The 18,386-nt window shown below is 36.1% G+C and carries 13 protein-coding genes; all 13 read left to right on the forward strand.

Going from position 1 to position 18,386, the window contains the following annotated elements:
- The first annotated feature begins 1 nt into the window (after position 1).
- The 13 genes from GM661_RS04660 to GM661_RS04720 all read left to right on the forward strand — a co-directional run bounded on the left by GM661_RS04660 (position 2) and on the right by GM661_RS04720 (position 18,384).
- Positions 2-2,992, forward strand: a complete 2,991-nt coding sequence (locus GM661_RS04660) for a hypothetical protein (protein WP_230868955.1) — start codon at positions 2-4, stop codon at positions 2,990-2,992.
- A gap of 31 nt (positions 2,993-3,023) precedes the next feature.
- A complete protein-coding gene (locus tag GM661_RS04665; protein WP_230868956.1) occupies positions 3,024-6,395 on the forward strand; it encodes a hypothetical protein in 3,372 nt (1,123 codons plus the stop codon).
- 102 nt (positions 6,396-6,497) lie between these two features.
- Complete coding sequence (locus GM661_RS04670; protein ID WP_230868957.1) at positions 6,498-6,677, forward strand: hypothetical protein; 180 nt, start codon at positions 6,498-6,500, stop codon at positions 6,675-6,677.
- 174 nt (positions 6,678-6,851) lie between these two features.
- Entirely contained in the window at positions 6,852-7,892 is a 1,041-nt protein-coding gene (locus tag GM661_RS04675) for a LacI family DNA-binding transcriptional regulator (protein WP_230868958.1), read from the forward strand.
- A gap of 140 nt (positions 7,893-8,032) precedes the next feature.
- The gene (locus GM661_RS04680) at positions 8,033-8,839 is read left to right on the forward strand and encodes a sugar phosphate isomerase/epimerase family protein (protein ID WP_230868959.1); all 807 of its coding nucleotides are present in this window, start codon (positions 8,033-8,035) and stop codon (positions 8,837-8,839) included.
- Between the two features lie 116 nt (positions 8,840-8,955).
- Positions 8,956-9,969, forward strand: coding sequence for a tripartite tricarboxylate transporter substrate binding protein (locus GM661_RS04685; RefSeq protein WP_230868960.1), 1,014 nt, complete (start codon positions 8,956-8,958; stop codon positions 9,967-9,969).
- A 91-nt stretch (positions 9,970-10,060) separates the two neighbouring features.
- Positions 10,061-10,576 (forward strand): tripartite tricarboxylate transporter TctB family protein, encoded by a 516-nt coding sequence (locus GM661_RS04690; protein WP_230868961.1) that lies wholly within the window; start codon positions 10,061-10,063, stop codon positions 10,574-10,576.
- A 16-nt stretch (positions 10,577-10,592) separates the two neighbouring features.
- Positions 10,593-12,113: a tripartite tricarboxylate transporter permease gene (locus GM661_RS04695; RefSeq protein ID WP_230868962.1), complete on the forward strand. Its 1,521-nt coding sequence runs from the start codon at positions 10,593-10,595 to the stop codon at positions 12,111-12,113.
- 102 nt (positions 12,114-12,215) lie between these two features.
- Positions 12,216-13,415, forward strand: a complete 1,200-nt coding sequence (locus GM661_RS04700; RefSeq protein ID WP_230868963.1) for a Gfo/Idh/MocA family protein — start codon at positions 12,216-12,218, stop codon at positions 13,413-13,415.
- 29 nt (positions 13,416-13,444) lie between these two features.
- The gene (locus GM661_RS04705; RefSeq protein WP_230868964.1) at positions 13,445-14,776 is read left to right on the forward strand and encodes an oxidoreductase; all 1,332 of its coding nucleotides are present in this window, start codon (positions 13,445-13,447) and stop codon (positions 14,774-14,776) included.
- Between the two features lie 69 nt (positions 14,777-14,845).
- Positions 14,846-16,066, forward strand: coding sequence for a Gfo/Idh/MocA family protein (locus GM661_RS04710; RefSeq protein ID WP_230868965.1), 1,221 nt, complete (start codon positions 14,846-14,848; stop codon positions 16,064-16,066).
- A 210-nt stretch (positions 16,067-16,276) separates the two neighbouring features.
- Positions 16,277-17,266 carry a Gfo/Idh/MocA family protein gene (locus GM661_RS04715; protein ID WP_230868966.1) on the forward strand — a complete coding sequence of 330 codons (990 nt, stop codon included), beginning with the start codon at positions 16,277-16,279 and terminating at the stop codon, positions 17,264-17,266.
- A gap of 326 nt (positions 17,267-17,592) precedes the next feature.
- Positions 17,593-18,384 (forward strand): 3-ketoacyl-ACP reductase, encoded by a 792-nt coding sequence (locus GM661_RS04720; RefSeq protein WP_230868967.1) that lies wholly within the window; start codon positions 17,593-17,595, stop codon positions 18,382-18,384.
- Positions 18,385-18,386 lie beyond the last annotated feature (2 nt).

Consider the following 18,386-nt stretch of genomic DNA (forward strand, 5'->3'; position numbering starts at 1 on the left):
AATGGGGAGTAATAAGGAAAAAGAATCAGATTTTGCTTTTAAAAAACTGCCTATTGATAGTGAAAGGGCAGTAAGTGATAAGGAGTTATTAACCTTCACTAATTTAACCAATCTTAAGTGGGAGTTTTTGGATTATGGTAATAAAAAAGGTGATTTGCCAAGTGAAGCAAGTTTAAGACTAAGTGAAGTTTTGAAAGACCCGGAAAGGTTTGCTATAAGAGATGCAGAAGGAAAAATACAGGATTATGTATATATTAAAAATGCAAAGAAAGAGGAAGATATAGACCAAGAAAAAAAAGAGGAAGGTATAAGAGAACTTCGTCAAGAAGCAGGGATTGCTATGGAGTATTTGGAGAAGGATGAGGGGGAGTTTTTAAAGAACTGGGAAGTGGTTTATGCGGCTGATAATTATAAATTAGTGACAGACTATATTGATTACTTGAAGGGGTTTTTTAGTTCTTTTACTGGTGAAAGTGAGGGTACAGGGGAGGGTGATGATAGTGATGATTCAAAGAGGATAAAGTTTCCCAGTAGGAAGGACCTTGAGCGTTTAAATAATACGGAGAAAATAATAAAACTGGGTTTTTCCCTGGCAGATGCAGCCCTATCCATTAGCTGTAATTATGTAGGTTTAGATGGTACAACCCCCACAAATATAAGTAAAGATATAGCCAGGAATATATCTAAAAATACAATCAGGGATGTAATACAAGAATCAGAATCCCTGGTATTGCAAATTATAGGAACAGCATTATTAGAGGTAGAAAAATTGGAGCCCAAAATACTTTTACCGGTATTAAAATACGTAAGTTCACCAATATCAAAATACCTGCGTGAACAATGTGATTATGATGTAGATAAACTCATTAAAGACCTGGAGAATGACAGCCTTTCAAGGGTTGAAAATGTAAAGCTAAAAAGAGATATAAAAAAAGCTCTGGAGTCATATAACAGGGCTATGAATATGGAAATTATCGAGAAATTGACACTCTTTGATACTGGTTTTCGGGTATTAGTCCTCAGGAAGGGGGATAATATTGTTATCGCCTATAAAGGTGAAAAGACAGATGATAACAAGGTATTGCCAGCGGAATTCTATAATCTACATATAGTTTATCAATTATTAGTACAGAGGGATTTCTTTAATGAAGAAAGCAGGATAAGTTTTACAGGCTATCAAGAAGGAGCAGACCTAAGTTTCTTAAATTCCTTAATAGTAGATGAAAACAACTTTGGTACTGCCCATTTTTTTTATAACAGTATTGAAAAGACAGCAGAATACCTGAATTTTACCAGAAATCATCTAGACAAAGACTATAAAAGCAATATAGAGATTGTCATCTCAGGGAGTGAAGACTTAAGTAAGGCAGTAGCAGTCAGGACCTTTTATGCAGTTATTGCTGTGACCCTAAAAGGAGTGAAGATGGCTGCTGGAATAGCCAGTCTAAAAACAGTCCTATTAACACTAATTATCTGGCAGGGGATAAAAGCAATGGCAGAGTTAGTAAATGCAGCTAAAATCAGGAGAATATATGATGAACTTCAAAAGTTGGGCTTAATTAAGTCAAATGATAAGAAAGAGCGGGAAGGATATTTATTAAAACTTGAAAATAGAATAAAGGGATATATCACAAATGAATTCATGGATTCGGATTATATTACCCTGGAAATAGAAGGGGGTAAAAAAGTAGATATAAAAAAAGAAGATGCCATTTATCTATTATCAAAGGAATATGATGATGATATTATTAAAGACTTACAGGGGAACTTAGAAGTAGAAATTATTCGTAGTATGAGTAGAGTGGGTTCAGATGCTGAAAAATATATCCTGGAAGAAAAAGAAGGCATTTATCAGATAACAGAGGTATTTACCCAGGGGCTTATCTATAGAAAATTAGATGAAGAAGAACAGGAAGATAAACTGGCTTCAGGTGAAGTGCTTACCAGTATTATGGAAATGATGGGTGGAATACAGAGGAATTATATCAACAGGGCAGCCAGAATAAGGTTTAATTACTATGATAAGGGGGATTTTGTCTCCAGAGAAGCAGGGGATTTAATAATAAAAGATAATTTATTAGACTTACTAGATGAAATAGAGGAATCAAACCAGGAAGTAGACTCAAAGATAATAAACTACTTAAAAACTATACCAGAAAGCAGAGAGATAGAGAATCTATTAAAAAAAGCAACAATTACTGTCAATGAGTTAATGGATAAGCTGCCTGGGGAAACACTAATTAATGAATTCATCTTTATGCCTTATATAAGTAAAGAGGGATATCTAGAAAATGAATTAAGGGAAGAGTATATAGCCAGTGTGTTCAAATCAATGATTCAATATCATTATGAAGACCAGAAAAAACACTATTTAGATAGGATTAAATATGAAAAAGGAGAAAAAGTACAGTACTCTGATGATTTTAAAAAATTATTTGGAGAAGTAGACCTTAGTGAAGAATTACTTCAAAAAATGGAGGAGATAAGTAATATTATATTTGTTGAAAAACCCTATTCGCAATATGACGATTATCATGCCGCCTTTAATCATTACCGGAAGGTTTTAGAAAAATTAAGGTCAGAAAAAGAAAAGCTGGAAAACAAATACTATAAAGACGGTTCAGAAAAAATGGAAGGCTTTAAAGGTCTATTTACCAGTATAGTAGGGTTAATAACAGTAAATCCTGCTGCAGAAAAAGGGAAAACAGTTATGGAGTATAAATATAACCCTTATGATTGTATAACAGGGGGTATATTAGAAATAATAGGCCTCAAAGAACATACAGAGGAAGTTGCTTTTTTTCCCGAATATGATATTTTCATAAGACATACAGAACTAGGGAGAAAAAGCCTGCTGGCCCAGGGTATTGATATTAAAAAGGGAGCCAAAATAGAGATGAAATGTTCACGGGGAGGAAAACCTATTAAAACTGCTGATTTAATTAAATATTGTAAAAAACATGAAAGGCCGAAAGAAAACTTGTCAGGATAAGATAATAAGTGATTTGGAGTTGATAGATATAATGGAGGAAAAACAAAAAAAGTTATTAGAAAAAGCCTTTGAAATAGATTTTCAAAAAACCCCCTTAGAAATAATTGAAGAGCTGGCAGGAGAGATAGATGCAGAGAGTAAAGTTACAGTTGAAGAAGAGATAATTGAAGACAGTAAAAAAATAGTTAATTATCACATTGATGATAATTTGAACAGGGTTATGATATTGTCAATAGCAGCTGGTTTGCCTACGAAAGAGTTTCTAAAAGCAGAAAATATATACAAAGACCGGGAGAAAAAGACAGAAGAGAAGGGGGATAGTGCGGATAAAACAGAATACAAATATTACCTGGAAGGCTCACTACTCTGCGGTTCCTTAGCCCAGTATGCCGCTATTATAGCTGAAGGTTTTGTAGAACACTGCCAGGCAGAGACCTATAACTCTATTGGTTTAAAAAAGTTCTTGAGATTTCAGGGAAATGAATTTCTGGGTTTAAAAATTGGTTTGTTATATTACCTAAATGATCTCTATTATGAACAGCGTAGCATGATGAAAGAGATATTATATAGCTGTGAAGACTGCGGCTTAATAAAGTATGGTAATATAAGTGAAGAATACAGGACATATCGAGGGGATAAATTAAATGAAGGTAAAATAAAAAAAGTATTAGCTGATATATTTAAAAATTGTTTAGAAATAGAAGAAAAAGAAGCAGCAGACCTAGTAGAAGAGCAGTTTGACCCTGGCATAGTAGAACGAAAGATGCGTTTTATTGATAGATATGAGTTATATGAAAAAAAGAATAGGGAGAAAAATGATAAGATAGTTAATTATATCTTTTCAGAAAATATACCAGCCCAATTATTTAAACAGATAGGTGCAAGCTATCTAGTTGATGAGGGATTAAAAAAATATAATGGTGACCTAAGGAGAAAATCACTTAATCAATTAGAGGAAATAGAGGAAGATAAACTAAAAAATTTTAAAGAACATGACTTTGAAGTATTTGAACCATATGTATTATTAAAAGAAGATGCTAATGGTAGTGAGGCCAAAAATAGATTAAGAGAAAAACCGAAGTTAAATCAACTTACTGATAAAATGAGCTATGATTATTTATCTTCCTTGATTAAAGATATAGTTATGGAGATAAATAATAAAGACCATTCCCTGATAAAAGGATTATTCCAAAAATCCTATAGTTCCAGAAAAGATGAATTGATTTATTTGGTAAAAGATAGACTTGTTTATAGTATGTACCATAAGGGTTTACTGAAAGAATCAGCAATAGAATATAGCTCAGACTTTTTAAGAAATAACCCGGATTTATTTCAGAATACTAATAAAATATATCCCCTGGATAGGGCAGTAATCAAACAGTTTGAAAAAATGAGAACAGTAGAGATTACCGCTCTCTGGGAGTGGAAACTAAGTGCTGATGGTATTTTCCTTATTCTGGGGAGTCAAATTGACTCAGAAGAAGTAATAAAATACCACAGTTCAACAGGTGTTTTCAATAACCAGAGGGAAGAGATAAAACTGGAGCTTGACCAGCCATCACAAAATAAAATTTATGGCAGCCATGGAAAACCAGCCAATTATCAGAAGATATATGACCATGATTATCATTATAAAGAGGAAGGGGCCTATAACTTCTCCTCCCAACAGGGGGCAGGTTTTATCATCCTCAGTACCCATAAAAACCCGGAACAGGGAATAAAGATAGATGGCCGGGATATTTCTGGACAGTATGAGGAGAAAGACAGAGAAGAAGCTAATATTGGCGGTCGGACTAAAACACTGCGTGATACCTACTTTGGTGAAAATATCATCCTGAGGGATAAAAAAACGACATATGGTCAGTTAAGTGGTGATTTAGTCTATATCTATGGCCCTCAGAAAGAAGACGAGCTTATCATTGAAGGTTTCCAGAACGGCGATTATGGTATTACCCTAAGGGAGAAAGTCCGGCAGCCAGAAGATGACAAACAGCCTGTTACCTATACAGCCTACCATAAAGTAAGGTTTGACTGTGTAGAGTTTGTCGACCTCAAGGAAATGGTCATAGAAAAATCCATCTATGAACACAGCAGAGTAAAGATAGCCGGGGTTATTAAAGATGAAAACGCCGAGAAATACCGGGATTATCTGGAAAAAGAAGCAGACCCCAGGATTATTATCACTTATGATGATGATGACAGTAAAATACTCTTTAAGGGGATTATCAATGACTATAACATCGACTATAAATACTTTAACTATTACCTGGAACTATGGGCTGTATCATATACTATCCTCCTGGATAGAGAGAGACATACCAGGGTATATCAGAACCAGGGGACAAGCTATAATCAGGTCTGTCAAAAACTAAGTACAGCCAATGAGAAATTCAATATCAATTTTGCCAGAAGCAGTGCAGGAGAAGTCCCTTTAGTATCAGAACAATACCCCCTGGTCTTACAACACAAGGAAACCGACTGGGAATTTATTAACAGGATAGCCTCTTACCTGGATCAGGTATTAATAGTAGATGACACTAAAGATGACAATGAAACTATCAATATTCAGCTAGGCTTTCATTCAGCCCAGGCAGTTGAACTTAACAATGATAACTGGGCCAAGTGTAAAGATACAGGGCCTAAAAATATTATTTACCAGTATTACAAAGTCTACCAGCATGAACACTTCAGGTCAGACCATGTCTTTGAAGTGGGCAAAAAGGTAGAGCTGCTTATAGACCATAAAAATAATACTACAGTAGAAATGGGTATCATCAAGAACAAGATATATCTGCAAAAGGGTATTCTCTACTCAGAACTAACCCTGGCCAGAGAAGAAAATATAAAAATCCTCAATAAACAGAGGAAATTTTTGATGGAAGGTAGGAGTTACCGGGCAGAAGTTAGGGAAGTCAACCAAAAACACCAGGCCCAAGTCAGTTTTATAGACATTGAAGATGATTATCAGACAGATAAGGCCCACTGGTTTCCTATAGATAAGCCATATACAGCGGCTTATAGTTCTCCTGACATAGGGGATATAGTAGATATCTACTTCAGGAACAAAAACGAGAAATATGCTACCTTAAAAAGCAGTACCACAGATGAAGCAAGAGAGATAGAGCAGAACCCTGCTGATAAAACAATCAGAACCCCTGGGGGCTATATTATTAAACTAAACAATGGTTCGATCTATATAGCTTCTCCAGAGGAAGAGGCAGTACTGGAAATAACAGCAGAAGAAATCAAGATGACCAGCAGTGATAATCAGGTAGTAATCAAGAAAGGTGAAATAGAACTTAAGAATGAAAAAGGATATGGTAAGCTGTCCAAAACTGGTAGTGAAATAGGCTTTGGGAAGAAGAAGGTTGAGATTAATAATGGTAAGGTTAAGTTTATTTAGCTGTAATATTGTATTTAAAATAACAGATAAGGTATCATAATAAATAAAACCCCAGATTAACATCTAGATCTGGGGTTTATATATTTGTCTATGTAATGGGTGTTGATGGGTTTAGCTGAATTATTGAAAATATCTTTCACCAATAGAGTTAAGAAAAGAAATGTCAGGGGTATTGCAGAAAGAGACAGAAAAATGAATTTATTGCCTAGTATGAAAAAGATAAGGACGAGTGATTTAAGTTATAAAAAGATTGGAAATTATAATGAACAGTATTTTGTTTAGGTTTGTTCTTTAAACATATTTAGTTTGGAGAAAAATCAAAGACTATCCGGACTATTGACAGGGGGGCATGGTTTGCTAAGAGAGAGAAGTTGTCGATTGATAAAATTTTTTGACTTTAAAGAATACCTGTGTTAAAATATATTATGGAAAGCGTTTTCTGGGGAGTTGTTTTTTATGGCTATTAATAATAATAAGATTTCAATAAAGGATGTCGCCAAACTGGCAGGGGTTTCTATAACAACTGTGTCAAGGGTTATTAATAATAGTAAGCACCCGGTAAGTAGTAAAACCAGGGTTGAAGTCCAAAAGGCGATTAAAGAACTGAATTTTCAACCTAATCGGCTTGCCCAGGGTTTAATAAATAATAAATCGAGTATTATAGGGGTAATTGTCCATGATATCTCTGATACCTATTTTTCAGAGATGGTTAAGGGGATTGAGGAAGTTACCTTTGAAAATGACTATATTATAAATATTTATAATACAGACAGGGACATACATAAGGAATTGCAAGCTGTTAATATGCTGAAGGCTAATCAGGCAGAGGCTATAGTTTTTACTGGAGGTCACTTGATTGATGATTTTTATGACCAGCAGATAAGGGGGTATATTAAACAGTTGAAACAACAGGGGTGTTATATCATAAGTGTTAATCCCTATCCTTATGATATTAGAGATATAGACATAGGAAATAAGTTAGCTACCAGGACTATTACTGAATATTTGTTTAACAAGGGACATGAAAATATTGCTTATGTTACTGGACCAGCAATTTCTCATACAACTTGGGAAAGGTTTTCCGGTTATAAAGATGCCTTAAAAAATAAAGGACTTATCTTTAGAGAGGAATATGTTATTTCCGGTGATTTTACTTTTGAAGGTGGGCGTAAGGCTGCATTAGAATTATTAAATCGCATTAGTGATATTACGGCAGTAGTGACTGCCAATGATGCCACTGCTCTGGGACTTATGTGGGAATTAAAACATAATGGAGTGAATATTCCAGAGGATGTTTCAGTAGTTGGGATTGGTAATATTCCAGAAACCAAATATGCCTATCCACCATTAACTACAATTGCCTTACCTTTATTTGAATTAGGCAAAAAAATTGGTAATTGCCTGATGAGTAAATTATTAAATAACAAGGTTATTCTGGAGGATATTGATGTTAAAATCGGTTTGATTGAGCGGAAATCGGTTAAAAATCTTCTTTAAATTAAATTTAACGTTATAATTCTTTGTGAAAATAATATCTCTATGAATATTTAGAAAAACAATATAATTAAAAATTTTTATATGAATGGAAAAGGTTTTCTAAAAGTAATAAGTATCTCAACACAATTGGGGGAAAGAAAATGAAACTATCTATTTGTACTGATTTATTTGAAGATTGGCCACAGGAAGAGATATTTCAGTTCATAGCTGATAAGGGTTACCAGGGGATTGAGATTGCCCCTGTTGTGTATGCTGATAATGTGAATGATATAAGTAAGAAGAGCAGACGTAAAATCAAAAAACAGGCTGCCGAGTACGGCCTGGAAGTTGTAGGGCTACACTGGGTTTTGGTAGGTCCAGAGGGTGTTCATTTAACTCATCCTGAGAAATCAATTAGAAATATTACCAGGGATTATCTATTAAATTTGCTAGAGTTTTGTGGTGATATTGGAGGAAAAGTAATTGTTTTTGGTTCTCCCCGCCAGAGGGATCTCTTAGATGGTGTTAGCAGAGAAGATGGCTATAGATATGCAGCAGATATTTTCAGTCAGTGTATGGGTTATGCAGCTGAGAGAGGTGTTACTATCTGTATTGAGCCACTTGGCCAAAATGAGACTAATTTTATTAATAGTATTACTGAGGCTATCCAGTTAATAGAGATGGTTGATCATAAAAATTTTCAGGCTATGGTTGATATTAAGGCTGCCTTATCAGAAAATAGGCCAATTAAGGAAATTATTCGGGAAGCAGCTAAATACCTTTACCATATTCATTTGAATGATGCTAATGGTATTGCTCCGGGTTTTGGTAAAACAGACTTTGCCCCAATTATTGAAGAATTAAATAATATAAATTATAACAGGTATCTTTCACTTGAAATCTTTGAACTGCAGGCCAGTGTCAAAAAAACAGCAGTACAGAGTTATGATTACCTGCTTGGTTTATAGGGATGCAGTAGCTTTTTAAAGCTATTAGCAGAATTCATATACTGGGGGTGATAAAAAATTTTTTTTAAATTGTTCCGGGATGACTCATTTAATTTAAACTAGGAGGTATTTAAAAGATGAAGAAATTAACTATTCTTGGTATTTTGGTTCTTTTTGTTCTTGTATCTACTTGTGTTGTAATGGCGGATGATTATGAATGGCAGCCTAAGAAACCTATTAATTTAATTGTGCCCTGGGGTGCTGGTGGTTCAACAGATAGGTCTGCCCGTGTTACCGCTGATATTGTTAGTGATGCCTTAGGAGTTGAAATTATAGTTGTTAACCAAGGTGGTTCATCAGGGGCTGTTGGTACTAATAATGCTTTGCAGGCCCCTAAAGATGGCTTGACCTGGACTGCAGGGGCAGTAAAAGACCTAGGTTTATACAAAGCCCAGGGACTCCTGAATACTACCCTAGATGACTGGCATATTTATACAAATGTAGCTATGCCGTCGGTTATTTCTGTAAGTGTTGATTCACCATATGAAGATTTTGGCGACCTTTTACAGGCTTTTAAAGATAATCCCGGAAAAATCAAAGTTGCTACTGCTGGGATAAATTCAGCTGGTGGAACTGCTATAGCTCAGATTAAGAACTATACTGGTATTAAATACAATCATGTAACCTATGATGGTGGGAATCCTGCTGTTGTATCAGTTGTAAGTGGTGAGAGTGATGTTGTACCACAGTTATCCGTTGAACAGGTTGATATGATTAACGCTGGAAGACTGAGACCGCTGGCTGTTTTATCAGATGAACCCCTGAAGATTGCAGGTTATGATGAGCCTGTACCTTCTATTAAGAAGTGGATACCTGAGTTTGTAAGTGCTCCTATCTATTTTGGCCTTTTTGTTCCTAAAGGTGTACCAGAAGAGGTAACCTATACTTTGAACACAATTTGGGAGAATGTGGTTATGAAGTCAGAAAAGCTAGAAGACTGGGCAGCTGAAAATGCAGTTGTCTATGACCCTGTTTATGGAGCAAAGGCTGTTGCTAAATCATTCCCTATGATTCAACTTGATGCCTATCTTAAATACGAGGCAGGCGATCTGATAATAAATCCTGTTAAATTAGGTATTCCACGTCCTTAAGGATTATTTCTGCGGAACTGCCCTTTTTAAGGGCGTTCCGCACTTAAATAAAACTTAGCTACTATCCTGATTATAAAGGAGGGTGATGATTGTGAAAGAAAAAGATATGCCCAAGGTTGATTTTATAACATCAATTGTATTAATAGTATTTTCGATTGCTGTTATAGTTATGTCATTACAAATGCCCAGATTTGAATACAGGGGTGCTAATCCCTGGTCAGTCCCTGGTATTGTACCAGGTATACTGGGGGTGAGTATTGGTCTGATGGGTATTGCTTTGTTAGTTCGCTCTATTAAAAGAAAGGGCCATAATTTAGGTATTTCTAAAGAAAAGTTAATAGACTGGCTCCATAAACCTGCCTCTATTCGACTTTTATTAACTATATTACTTACCTTGATCTACGCCTGGGGTCTTATTGGTAGTATGCCCTATATTTTAGCAACCTTTTTATTTATCACTGTATTTATTATTATCTTTGAATATAATCGAAAAGAAAAGAGACAGAAAAAAACTAAAAAAATGATAGTGGCAATTATGATTGGTTTGATTGCTGCTGCTGCAGTATCAGCTTTATTCCAATATGCATTTATGATCAGACTACCATAGGAAGGAGTTGCTTGAATTGTTTGATGGATTAATGATGTTTCTTCAAAGTCTGGCAGGTTTTATGAAACCAATGACATTATTTAATGTGCTCTGGGCGACCCAGTTAGGGATTATCATTGGTATGCTTCCTGGACTTACAGCTACAATGGGTGTTGCTTTATTAACAACACTGACCTTTAAATTGCCGGCAGGTGAGGCAATATTAATTCTCATTTGTAATTATGTTGGGGCTATTTATGGAGGGAGTAGGAGTGCAATTCTCCTTAATATCCCTGGAACACCAGCAAATGCTGCTACTGCAGTTGATGGTCACCCACTTGCCCAGCAGGGGCTAGCAGGAAGAGCGATTGGTATTGCCACTACTGGTTCATTTTTAGGTAGTGTAGTTGGAATATTTTGCCTGGCAGTTTTTACTCCCTTGATTGGGAATTTCGCTCTCAATTTTCAATCCTTTGAGTTTTTTACTTTAGCTATTTTTGGGGTGGTAATCTGTGGTAATCTTACTGCGCCTAAAGACCCTATCAAGGGTTGGATAGCAGGTTTTCTGGGATTATTTGTAGCTATGATTGGTATGGAAGGTATACATGCCCACATACGTTTTTCCTTTGGCAATGTTAATCTTGCTGGGGGTATAGACCTTATTCCAGCTATGGTTGGGGTCTTTGGATTTTCTGAAATTATAATGGTTATGAAGAACCAAAAACTTCAGGTAGTTAATACCAAGATAACACGTATCATACCTAAATTGAGAGAGGTTTTACGGTACTGGAAAACAATTATTAGGTCAGGAATTATTGGTGTTTTTGTAGGGGCTATACCTGGTGTTGGTGAAGATATTGGTGCCTGGGTATCCTATGATTTTGCTAAAAATGCCAGTAAAGAACCAGAGAAATTTGGTAAAGGTAGTTATGAAGGACTTATTTCAGCGGAATGTGGCAATAATGCTGCCTGTGGAGGGACTATTATTCCGGTTCTTTCTTTAGGTATACCGGGGTCTGCCCCTGCAGCAGTACTTATGGCTGCTATGTTTATTCATGGTGTAAGACCTGGACCTTTAATTATGGTTGAAAACCCAGAATTTGTTTTTCAGACAGTTGCAATGGTATTGTTGGCTACAGTTGCTATGTTTGTTCTGGGTTTATCAATGGTTAAATGGCTGGTTAAAGTACTTCAGGTACCACGTGAAAAATTGATGCCTATTATATTTGTACTCTGTGTGATCGGGGCCTTTGCCCTGGAATCAAATCTATTTGATGTTACAATAATGGTAGTCTTTGGTCTACTAGGTTTTTTGATGAAGGAAATGGATTACCCGGTAGCACCACTTGTTCTTGGTATAATCCTGGGGGATATTCTTGATAAAAATTTACGAAGGGCTTTAATAGTAAGTGAGGGGAATATCCTGCAAATATTTAATCGACCTATAAGTCTTGTTATTATTGCTTTAACAATCCTGACAATGTTAAGTAAAACAAGCTGGTTTAGAAATTTCTGGAGTGCTACCAAAAAAGGTGCTGTAAGTCTTATAAAAAAATAAATAATGATATACTTACTAATTGGGAAGCATGTTAAATTTTTTAAATACATGCTTCCTAATTATAACTGATGGATAGATTTTATTATTCTGGAGGGAATATAAATGAAGAAGGTAAAGTATGGTATTATTGGTGCTGGATTTGTTGCTGATATCCATCTAAATGCTTTAAACCATCTAAGGAATAGTAAAGTAGAAGTTGTTGGGGTTGCTGCCCGAGATAAGAATAGACTTAAGTCATTTGCTGAAAAGCATAATATTCCTTCAATTTATACCGATTGGAAGAAACTTATTAAGCAAGAAGATATAGATGTTATTGATATTTGTACCCCGACAAATTTACATGGTGTAATGATTAAGGAAATAGCATTATCAGGTAAGTCTATTATTTGTGAAAAGCCTTTGAGTGGATACTTTGGTAAGGAATTAAATTTAGACCGTGTAGGAGAAGAAGTATCAAGGGAAAAAATGTTTCAAAAGATTAATAGGGAGATAAATGAAATCCAAGAGGTAATAAATAAAAATAAAGTAAAATTTATGTATGCAGAAAACTGGATATATGCCCCACCATATCAAAAAATGCTCAATTTGTTAAATAAGAGTGATGGTGTTATCCTTGATATTAGAGCAGAAGAGAGTCATTCAGGCTCACATGCCCAATATTCCAGAACATGGGAAAACTCTGGTGGTGGTGCTTTACTCCGACTGGGGGCCCATCCAGTGGCAGGGGTAATTCACCTGAAGTATTTTGAAGGAATAAATAGACATAATCAGCCGATAATACCTGAATCTGTGGTGGGGGAAGTAAGTTATAACAGTAAGTTAGATGCTGTCAAAAGAGATAAAAATTCCTTCCTGGTCAAGGAATGGGTTGATGTAGAGGACTGGGCTACAGTAGTGATTAATTTTAGTGATGGCACCAAAGCTATTGTTGTTTCATCTGATTGTGTTCTTGGTGGTGTACGCAATGAAATGAGGGTCTTTACCACTAATTCAGTAGTAAATCTTGATATGAGTCAGAGTAATGCTGTGACCGCCTTTGCACCGATAGATGGAATTTTTGCTGATGAGTATATTACTGAAAAAATTGAAACTACTGCTGGGTGGAGTAATCCGAGCCCTGATGAAGACTGGATGCGGGGATATCCTGCTGAAATGGAAGATTTTATGGATTCTATTATTGAAGATAAAGAAGCTTTATCAGGGTGGTACTTAGCTGAAGAAACCCTAAAAGTAATCTATGCTGCATATTTATCTGCTGAGAAGGGTGAAAGAATTTCCTTGAATAAAAATAAAGAAAAGTAGAAAATATTTATAAAGCAAGGGGGCTTAATATGAGAAATAATAAGTTTAACTACAAAACAATGGGGGAGTTAAAGGATGATATCAGACGGCTTAATCTTAACTGTCCGCTAGAGAAAGATATTGATGTTTTAGGTGAAGAAATAAAGATTGTTGAAAGGGTTATACCAAATCGTTTGGCTATTCACCCTATGGAAGGGGCAGATGCCAACAGTGATGGTAGACCTGGTGAATTAACCTTAAGGAGATATAAAAGATATGCTGAAAGTGGTGCTGGTTTAATCTGGGTTGAGGCGGTAGCTGTCAATGAGTCAGGCAGGGCCAATAATAAACAGTTGTATCTAAATGAAGAGACAGTTGCTGAGTTCAAGAATATGGTAGATATGATTAGAGAAAAAGCTATTGAAACCATGGGGGATGATTTCAATCCGTATCTGGTAATCCAACTGACTCATTCAGGTCGCTTTGGTGAAAATAGGGATATACTATTCCATCATGAACTGGCTGATAAGGCTGCTGGTATTGACAGTAGTAAGGCAGTAATGACTGATGAAGAGCTTGCTAGCCTTGAAGATGATTTTTTAAGGGCTGCTAGACTGGCGAAAAAAGCAGGATTTGATGCTGTTGATGTCAAGGCCTGCCACCGTTATCTGCTTTCAGAAAATCTGGCTGCCCATACCAGGGATGGCAAATATGGTGGGGATTATGAAAACCGCACCCGTTTGTTTAAAAATGCAGTACGCAAAATTAGTGAAAGGGTAGATATAGACCTGGCTTCTAGAATGAATATCTATGATGCTATACCATATCCATATGGCTGGGGTACTGATCAAAAAGGAAATGAAGATTTAAGTGAGCCCCGGAGATTAGTAAGGGAAATGGAAGAACTGGGGGTAAAACTAATAAATGTAACTGCTGCTACTCCATACATTTATCCCCATATTAACCGTCCTTATGATTTGCCCGGTAATCTTGGCTATAAACCGCCAGAACATCCACTTATTGGGGTGGAGCGTTTACTTAGATTGGGAAGAGTAGTTCAGGAGGAGCTTAATGACTGTATTGTAGTAGGTACTGGGTATACCTGGTTAAGGCAATTTGCGCCTCATGTAGCTGCTGGAGTTATCAAAAATGGTTGGGCAAAAATGATTGGTTTTGGGAGACAGGCTTTTGCTTACCCGGATTTTGCTAAAGATATTGTTAAAGATGGTCAGATGAATACTAAAAAGGTATGTGTCACCTGTAGTAAGTGTGCAGAATTGAAGGCAAAGAAAAAACATAGTGGTTGTGTAATACGTGATAAAGAAGTATATCTGCCAATCTATCAAAAATTACTTGAAGAATATAAAGCAGAAAAAGCATAGGAAATAGTATATGGATAAAATCTTATCTTTGCCTCTCTATATTAAATTGATCAGAGGGGGATTAGTGTCATGAAGGATTTAATTTCAGTTTTACTGGTTGGCATAGGTGGTTACGGTAAAAACTATTTTGATGAATTGGCAAATAATAGAAATAGGAGCGATTATCAAATTGCAGCTGTAGTTGATCCATATGCAGAAAAGTCACCGAAAATAAAAGAAGTACGAGGCAGGGGAATTCCTGTATTTAGTAAAATGGAAGACTTTTATCAGGAACATACTGCTGATTATGTGTGTATCTCTTCACCGATTCAATTTCATGCCAGTCAGACAGTAATGGCCTTAGATAATGGTGCAGGTGTAATCTGTGAAAAGCCTTTATCAGCAACTGTTCAAGAAGGTAGAAAGATGCTTGAAGCTGAGCGGGAGAGTGATAGACCTGTTGGTATTGCTTATCAATGGTCTTTTAGTCAGGCTATTCAATTATTAAAAAAAGATATAATTGCTGGTGTTTTTGGTAAACCACTCAGGTTAAAGACTCTGGTTAGCTGGCCCAGGGATATTGAATACTATAAGCGAAATAACTGGGCTGGTAAAAAGAGGGATAGTGGTCAGTGGATACTGGATAGTGTTGCTAATAATGCTACTGCACATTATCTCCATAATATGTTTTATGTGTTGGGTAAGGAGATTGAAAAAAGTGCCTGGCCGGTAAAATTAAGAGCTGAGCTTTATAGGGCTAATGATATTGATAACTATGATACTGCTGCGGTCCGTGTTTTTACTGAGCAGGGTGTAGAACTACTCTATCTGGCAACACATGCCAGTCAGGAAAAAATAAATCCTAGATTTTCTTATGAATTTGAACAGGCAATAATATATTTTGACCAGGATAAGGATTATCAGATAAAAGCAGAATTTAAGGATGGTAGAAACAAGGTTTATGGTGACCCTTTTGCAGACAAATTTAACAAAATATGGACTGTCCTGGATGCTATTAAAGGTGAAGGATCTTATCTCTGCGGTGTTGAAGCTGCTTTACCTCATGTTATCTGTGTTAATGGTATGCAGGAATCTCTGCCTGAAATAAGTAATTTTCCAGATGAATTAATTGAGCAGGATAGGGATGAAGACGGTAGAGAGAGAGGAGTCTATGTTAAGGGTTTAAGTAAATTATTCCTGGATTGTTATAATAACTGGCAGCTTCCTGATGAGACCGAGGTTTATTGGACAGAGCCAGGGAAGGAAGTAGATTTAACAGCTTATGAATATTTTCCTTCAATAAGTAATTAAAATTCTTAGTTTGATTACAGATATCAATTTGTTTAAGTTTTTGATAAGAGTTGAGTTTTGTGGATAACATTGAAGACCGACAAATATATTTGTCTGGTTAATAGTTTATTGATTAACTATATGTAATAAATAGTTTGAGTTAAAAAAGCTGATGTACTTGATTAAGTCCGAATAGTCTTTAGGCCGTTTTGTTAAACAGGGAGGTAGACAGTGAAGATATGTATTATTGGTTCGGCAGGTCATACAAATTATGTCCTGGATGGTGTCAGGAGAGATAAAGACTCCAAGATTGTTGGAATTGCTGCTGGTATTCAAGGAGAAGGGATTGATAAACTTACTGAGCAAATAGGGGAACTGGAGGAAAAACCGGCTGTTTTTGATGACTATCGTGAGATGCTGGAACAGTTGCAACCAGATGTAGTTGCTGTGGCCAGTCATTTCTATCAACAGGCTTCAATTACCCTGGAGGTATTAAAACGTGGTATTAATGTTTTTGTAGAAAAACCAGTTGCCACTAATCTGTCAGAACTGGCAAGTGTAAAACGCTTTTATCAGCAAAGCAATCTACATCTGGCGGCGATGTTTGGTATTAGGTATAAACCCTGCTTTATGACGGCCTGGAAACTTGTTCAGCAGGGAGCGGTTGGAAAAGTGCGATTGATGAATGCCCAGAAATCTTATAAATTGGGTTCAAGGCCGGAATTCTATAAAAAAAGAGAGACCTATGGTGGTACAATACCATGGGTAGGGAGTCATGCAGTTGATTGGTTACACTGGTTTTCAGGGGAAAGATTTGAAACTGTTTATGCAGCCCATTCCAACCAATATAATCAGGGCCATGGTGAGTTAGAGATAAGTGCTCTGCTTCATTTTAGGCTTACAAATGGGGCTATGGGCTCAGTAAATATTGATTATTTAAGACCGGATACAGCAGGAAGCCATGGTGATGATAGGATCAGAGTTGCTGGTACTGAAGGGGTTATTGAGGTTTGTGATGAGAGGGTATTTTTAATAAATAGTAAGAAAAAAGGTGTTCAGGAGGTCAGCCTGGAAAATAGTGAGGGTATTTTTCTTGATTTTTTAAGTCAAGTAAGGGGTAAGGGGAAATGCCTGGTCAGTGCTGAAGATTCATTTTATATAACAGAGGTCTGTTTGAAGGCCAGAGTAGCTGCAGATGAAAATAGAATTGTAATGCTTTAAGTGTGTGTTCGGAAAGGCATAAATAGGGGATTATATATCCCTGAACGAAGTTAAGGTGTTACCGTTGAGTGAAGGGATATATAATCCCTGGCGGTATATACTGATACTTTTCGAACAGACTCTTTAATTGAAATTGGGATTATGTATGATTTCTAAGACCCGACAAATATATTTGTCTGGTTAATAGTTTATTGATTAACTATGGACAATAAATAGTTAAGTTAAGAAAGCTGACGTTTTTGATTAAGTTTGGATGGCCATTAGGCCAATTCTTAGTGTAATAATCTTGTCAGTTAAATTAGATTATATTGTTAAGGAGGAAGAGGATGATTGAGCGAAAGGTTGCAGTTATTACAGGTGCTTCAAGGGGTATTGGGCATGCTGTTGCACTACAGTTAGCCAGAGAGGGTTTTGCTTTGGCTATTTTAGCCCGTTCATCAATAAAAAAAGTAAAAGATAAGATTGAAGAGATCAAAAAAACAGGTGTTCCTGTATTTTATTATTCAGGGGATTTATCTTCTGCAGGGGATAGGGATTCTTTTTTAGCGGAAACCTATCAAGAATTTGGTCGTCTTGATCTGTTGGTTAATAATGCTGGTGTAGCCCCTAAAGTTAGAAATGATATTTTGGAAACATCAGAGGAAAGTTTTAATTTTGTGTTAAATATTAATTTAAAAGGTACATTTTTTCTAACCCAGGCAGTAGCTAAAATAATGCTTAGAGATGTCAAGGCATTTAAGGAAAAAGATAATCTGGAGTATAGCCCCCGGATAATTAATATATCATCACTTTCTTCATATGCTTCTTCAACAGATAGGAGTGAATACTGTATCTCAAAGGCTGGTATAAGTATGTTAACCAGGCTTTTTGCTGACCGTTTAGCTGAAGATGGAATATATGTCTATGAAATAAGACCGGGGATTATTTATACTGATATGACCAGTGTTGTCAAGGATAAGTATGATAGACTAATTGAAGGGGGTCTTACCCCTATTAAAAGATGGGGTTATCCAGCAGATATAGCTAATGCTGTTTCTGTCCTGTGTTCGAGCAGATTGAGCTTTTCTACAGGTGAGGTAATTAATGTAGATGGTGGTTTTCATTTGAGGAGGCTGTAAAT

Source organism: Iocasia fonsfrigidae, from assembly GCF_017751145.1.
Taxonomy (GTDB): Bacteria; Bacillota; Halanaerobiia; order Halanaerobiales; family DTU029; genus Iocasia; species Iocasia fonsfrigidae.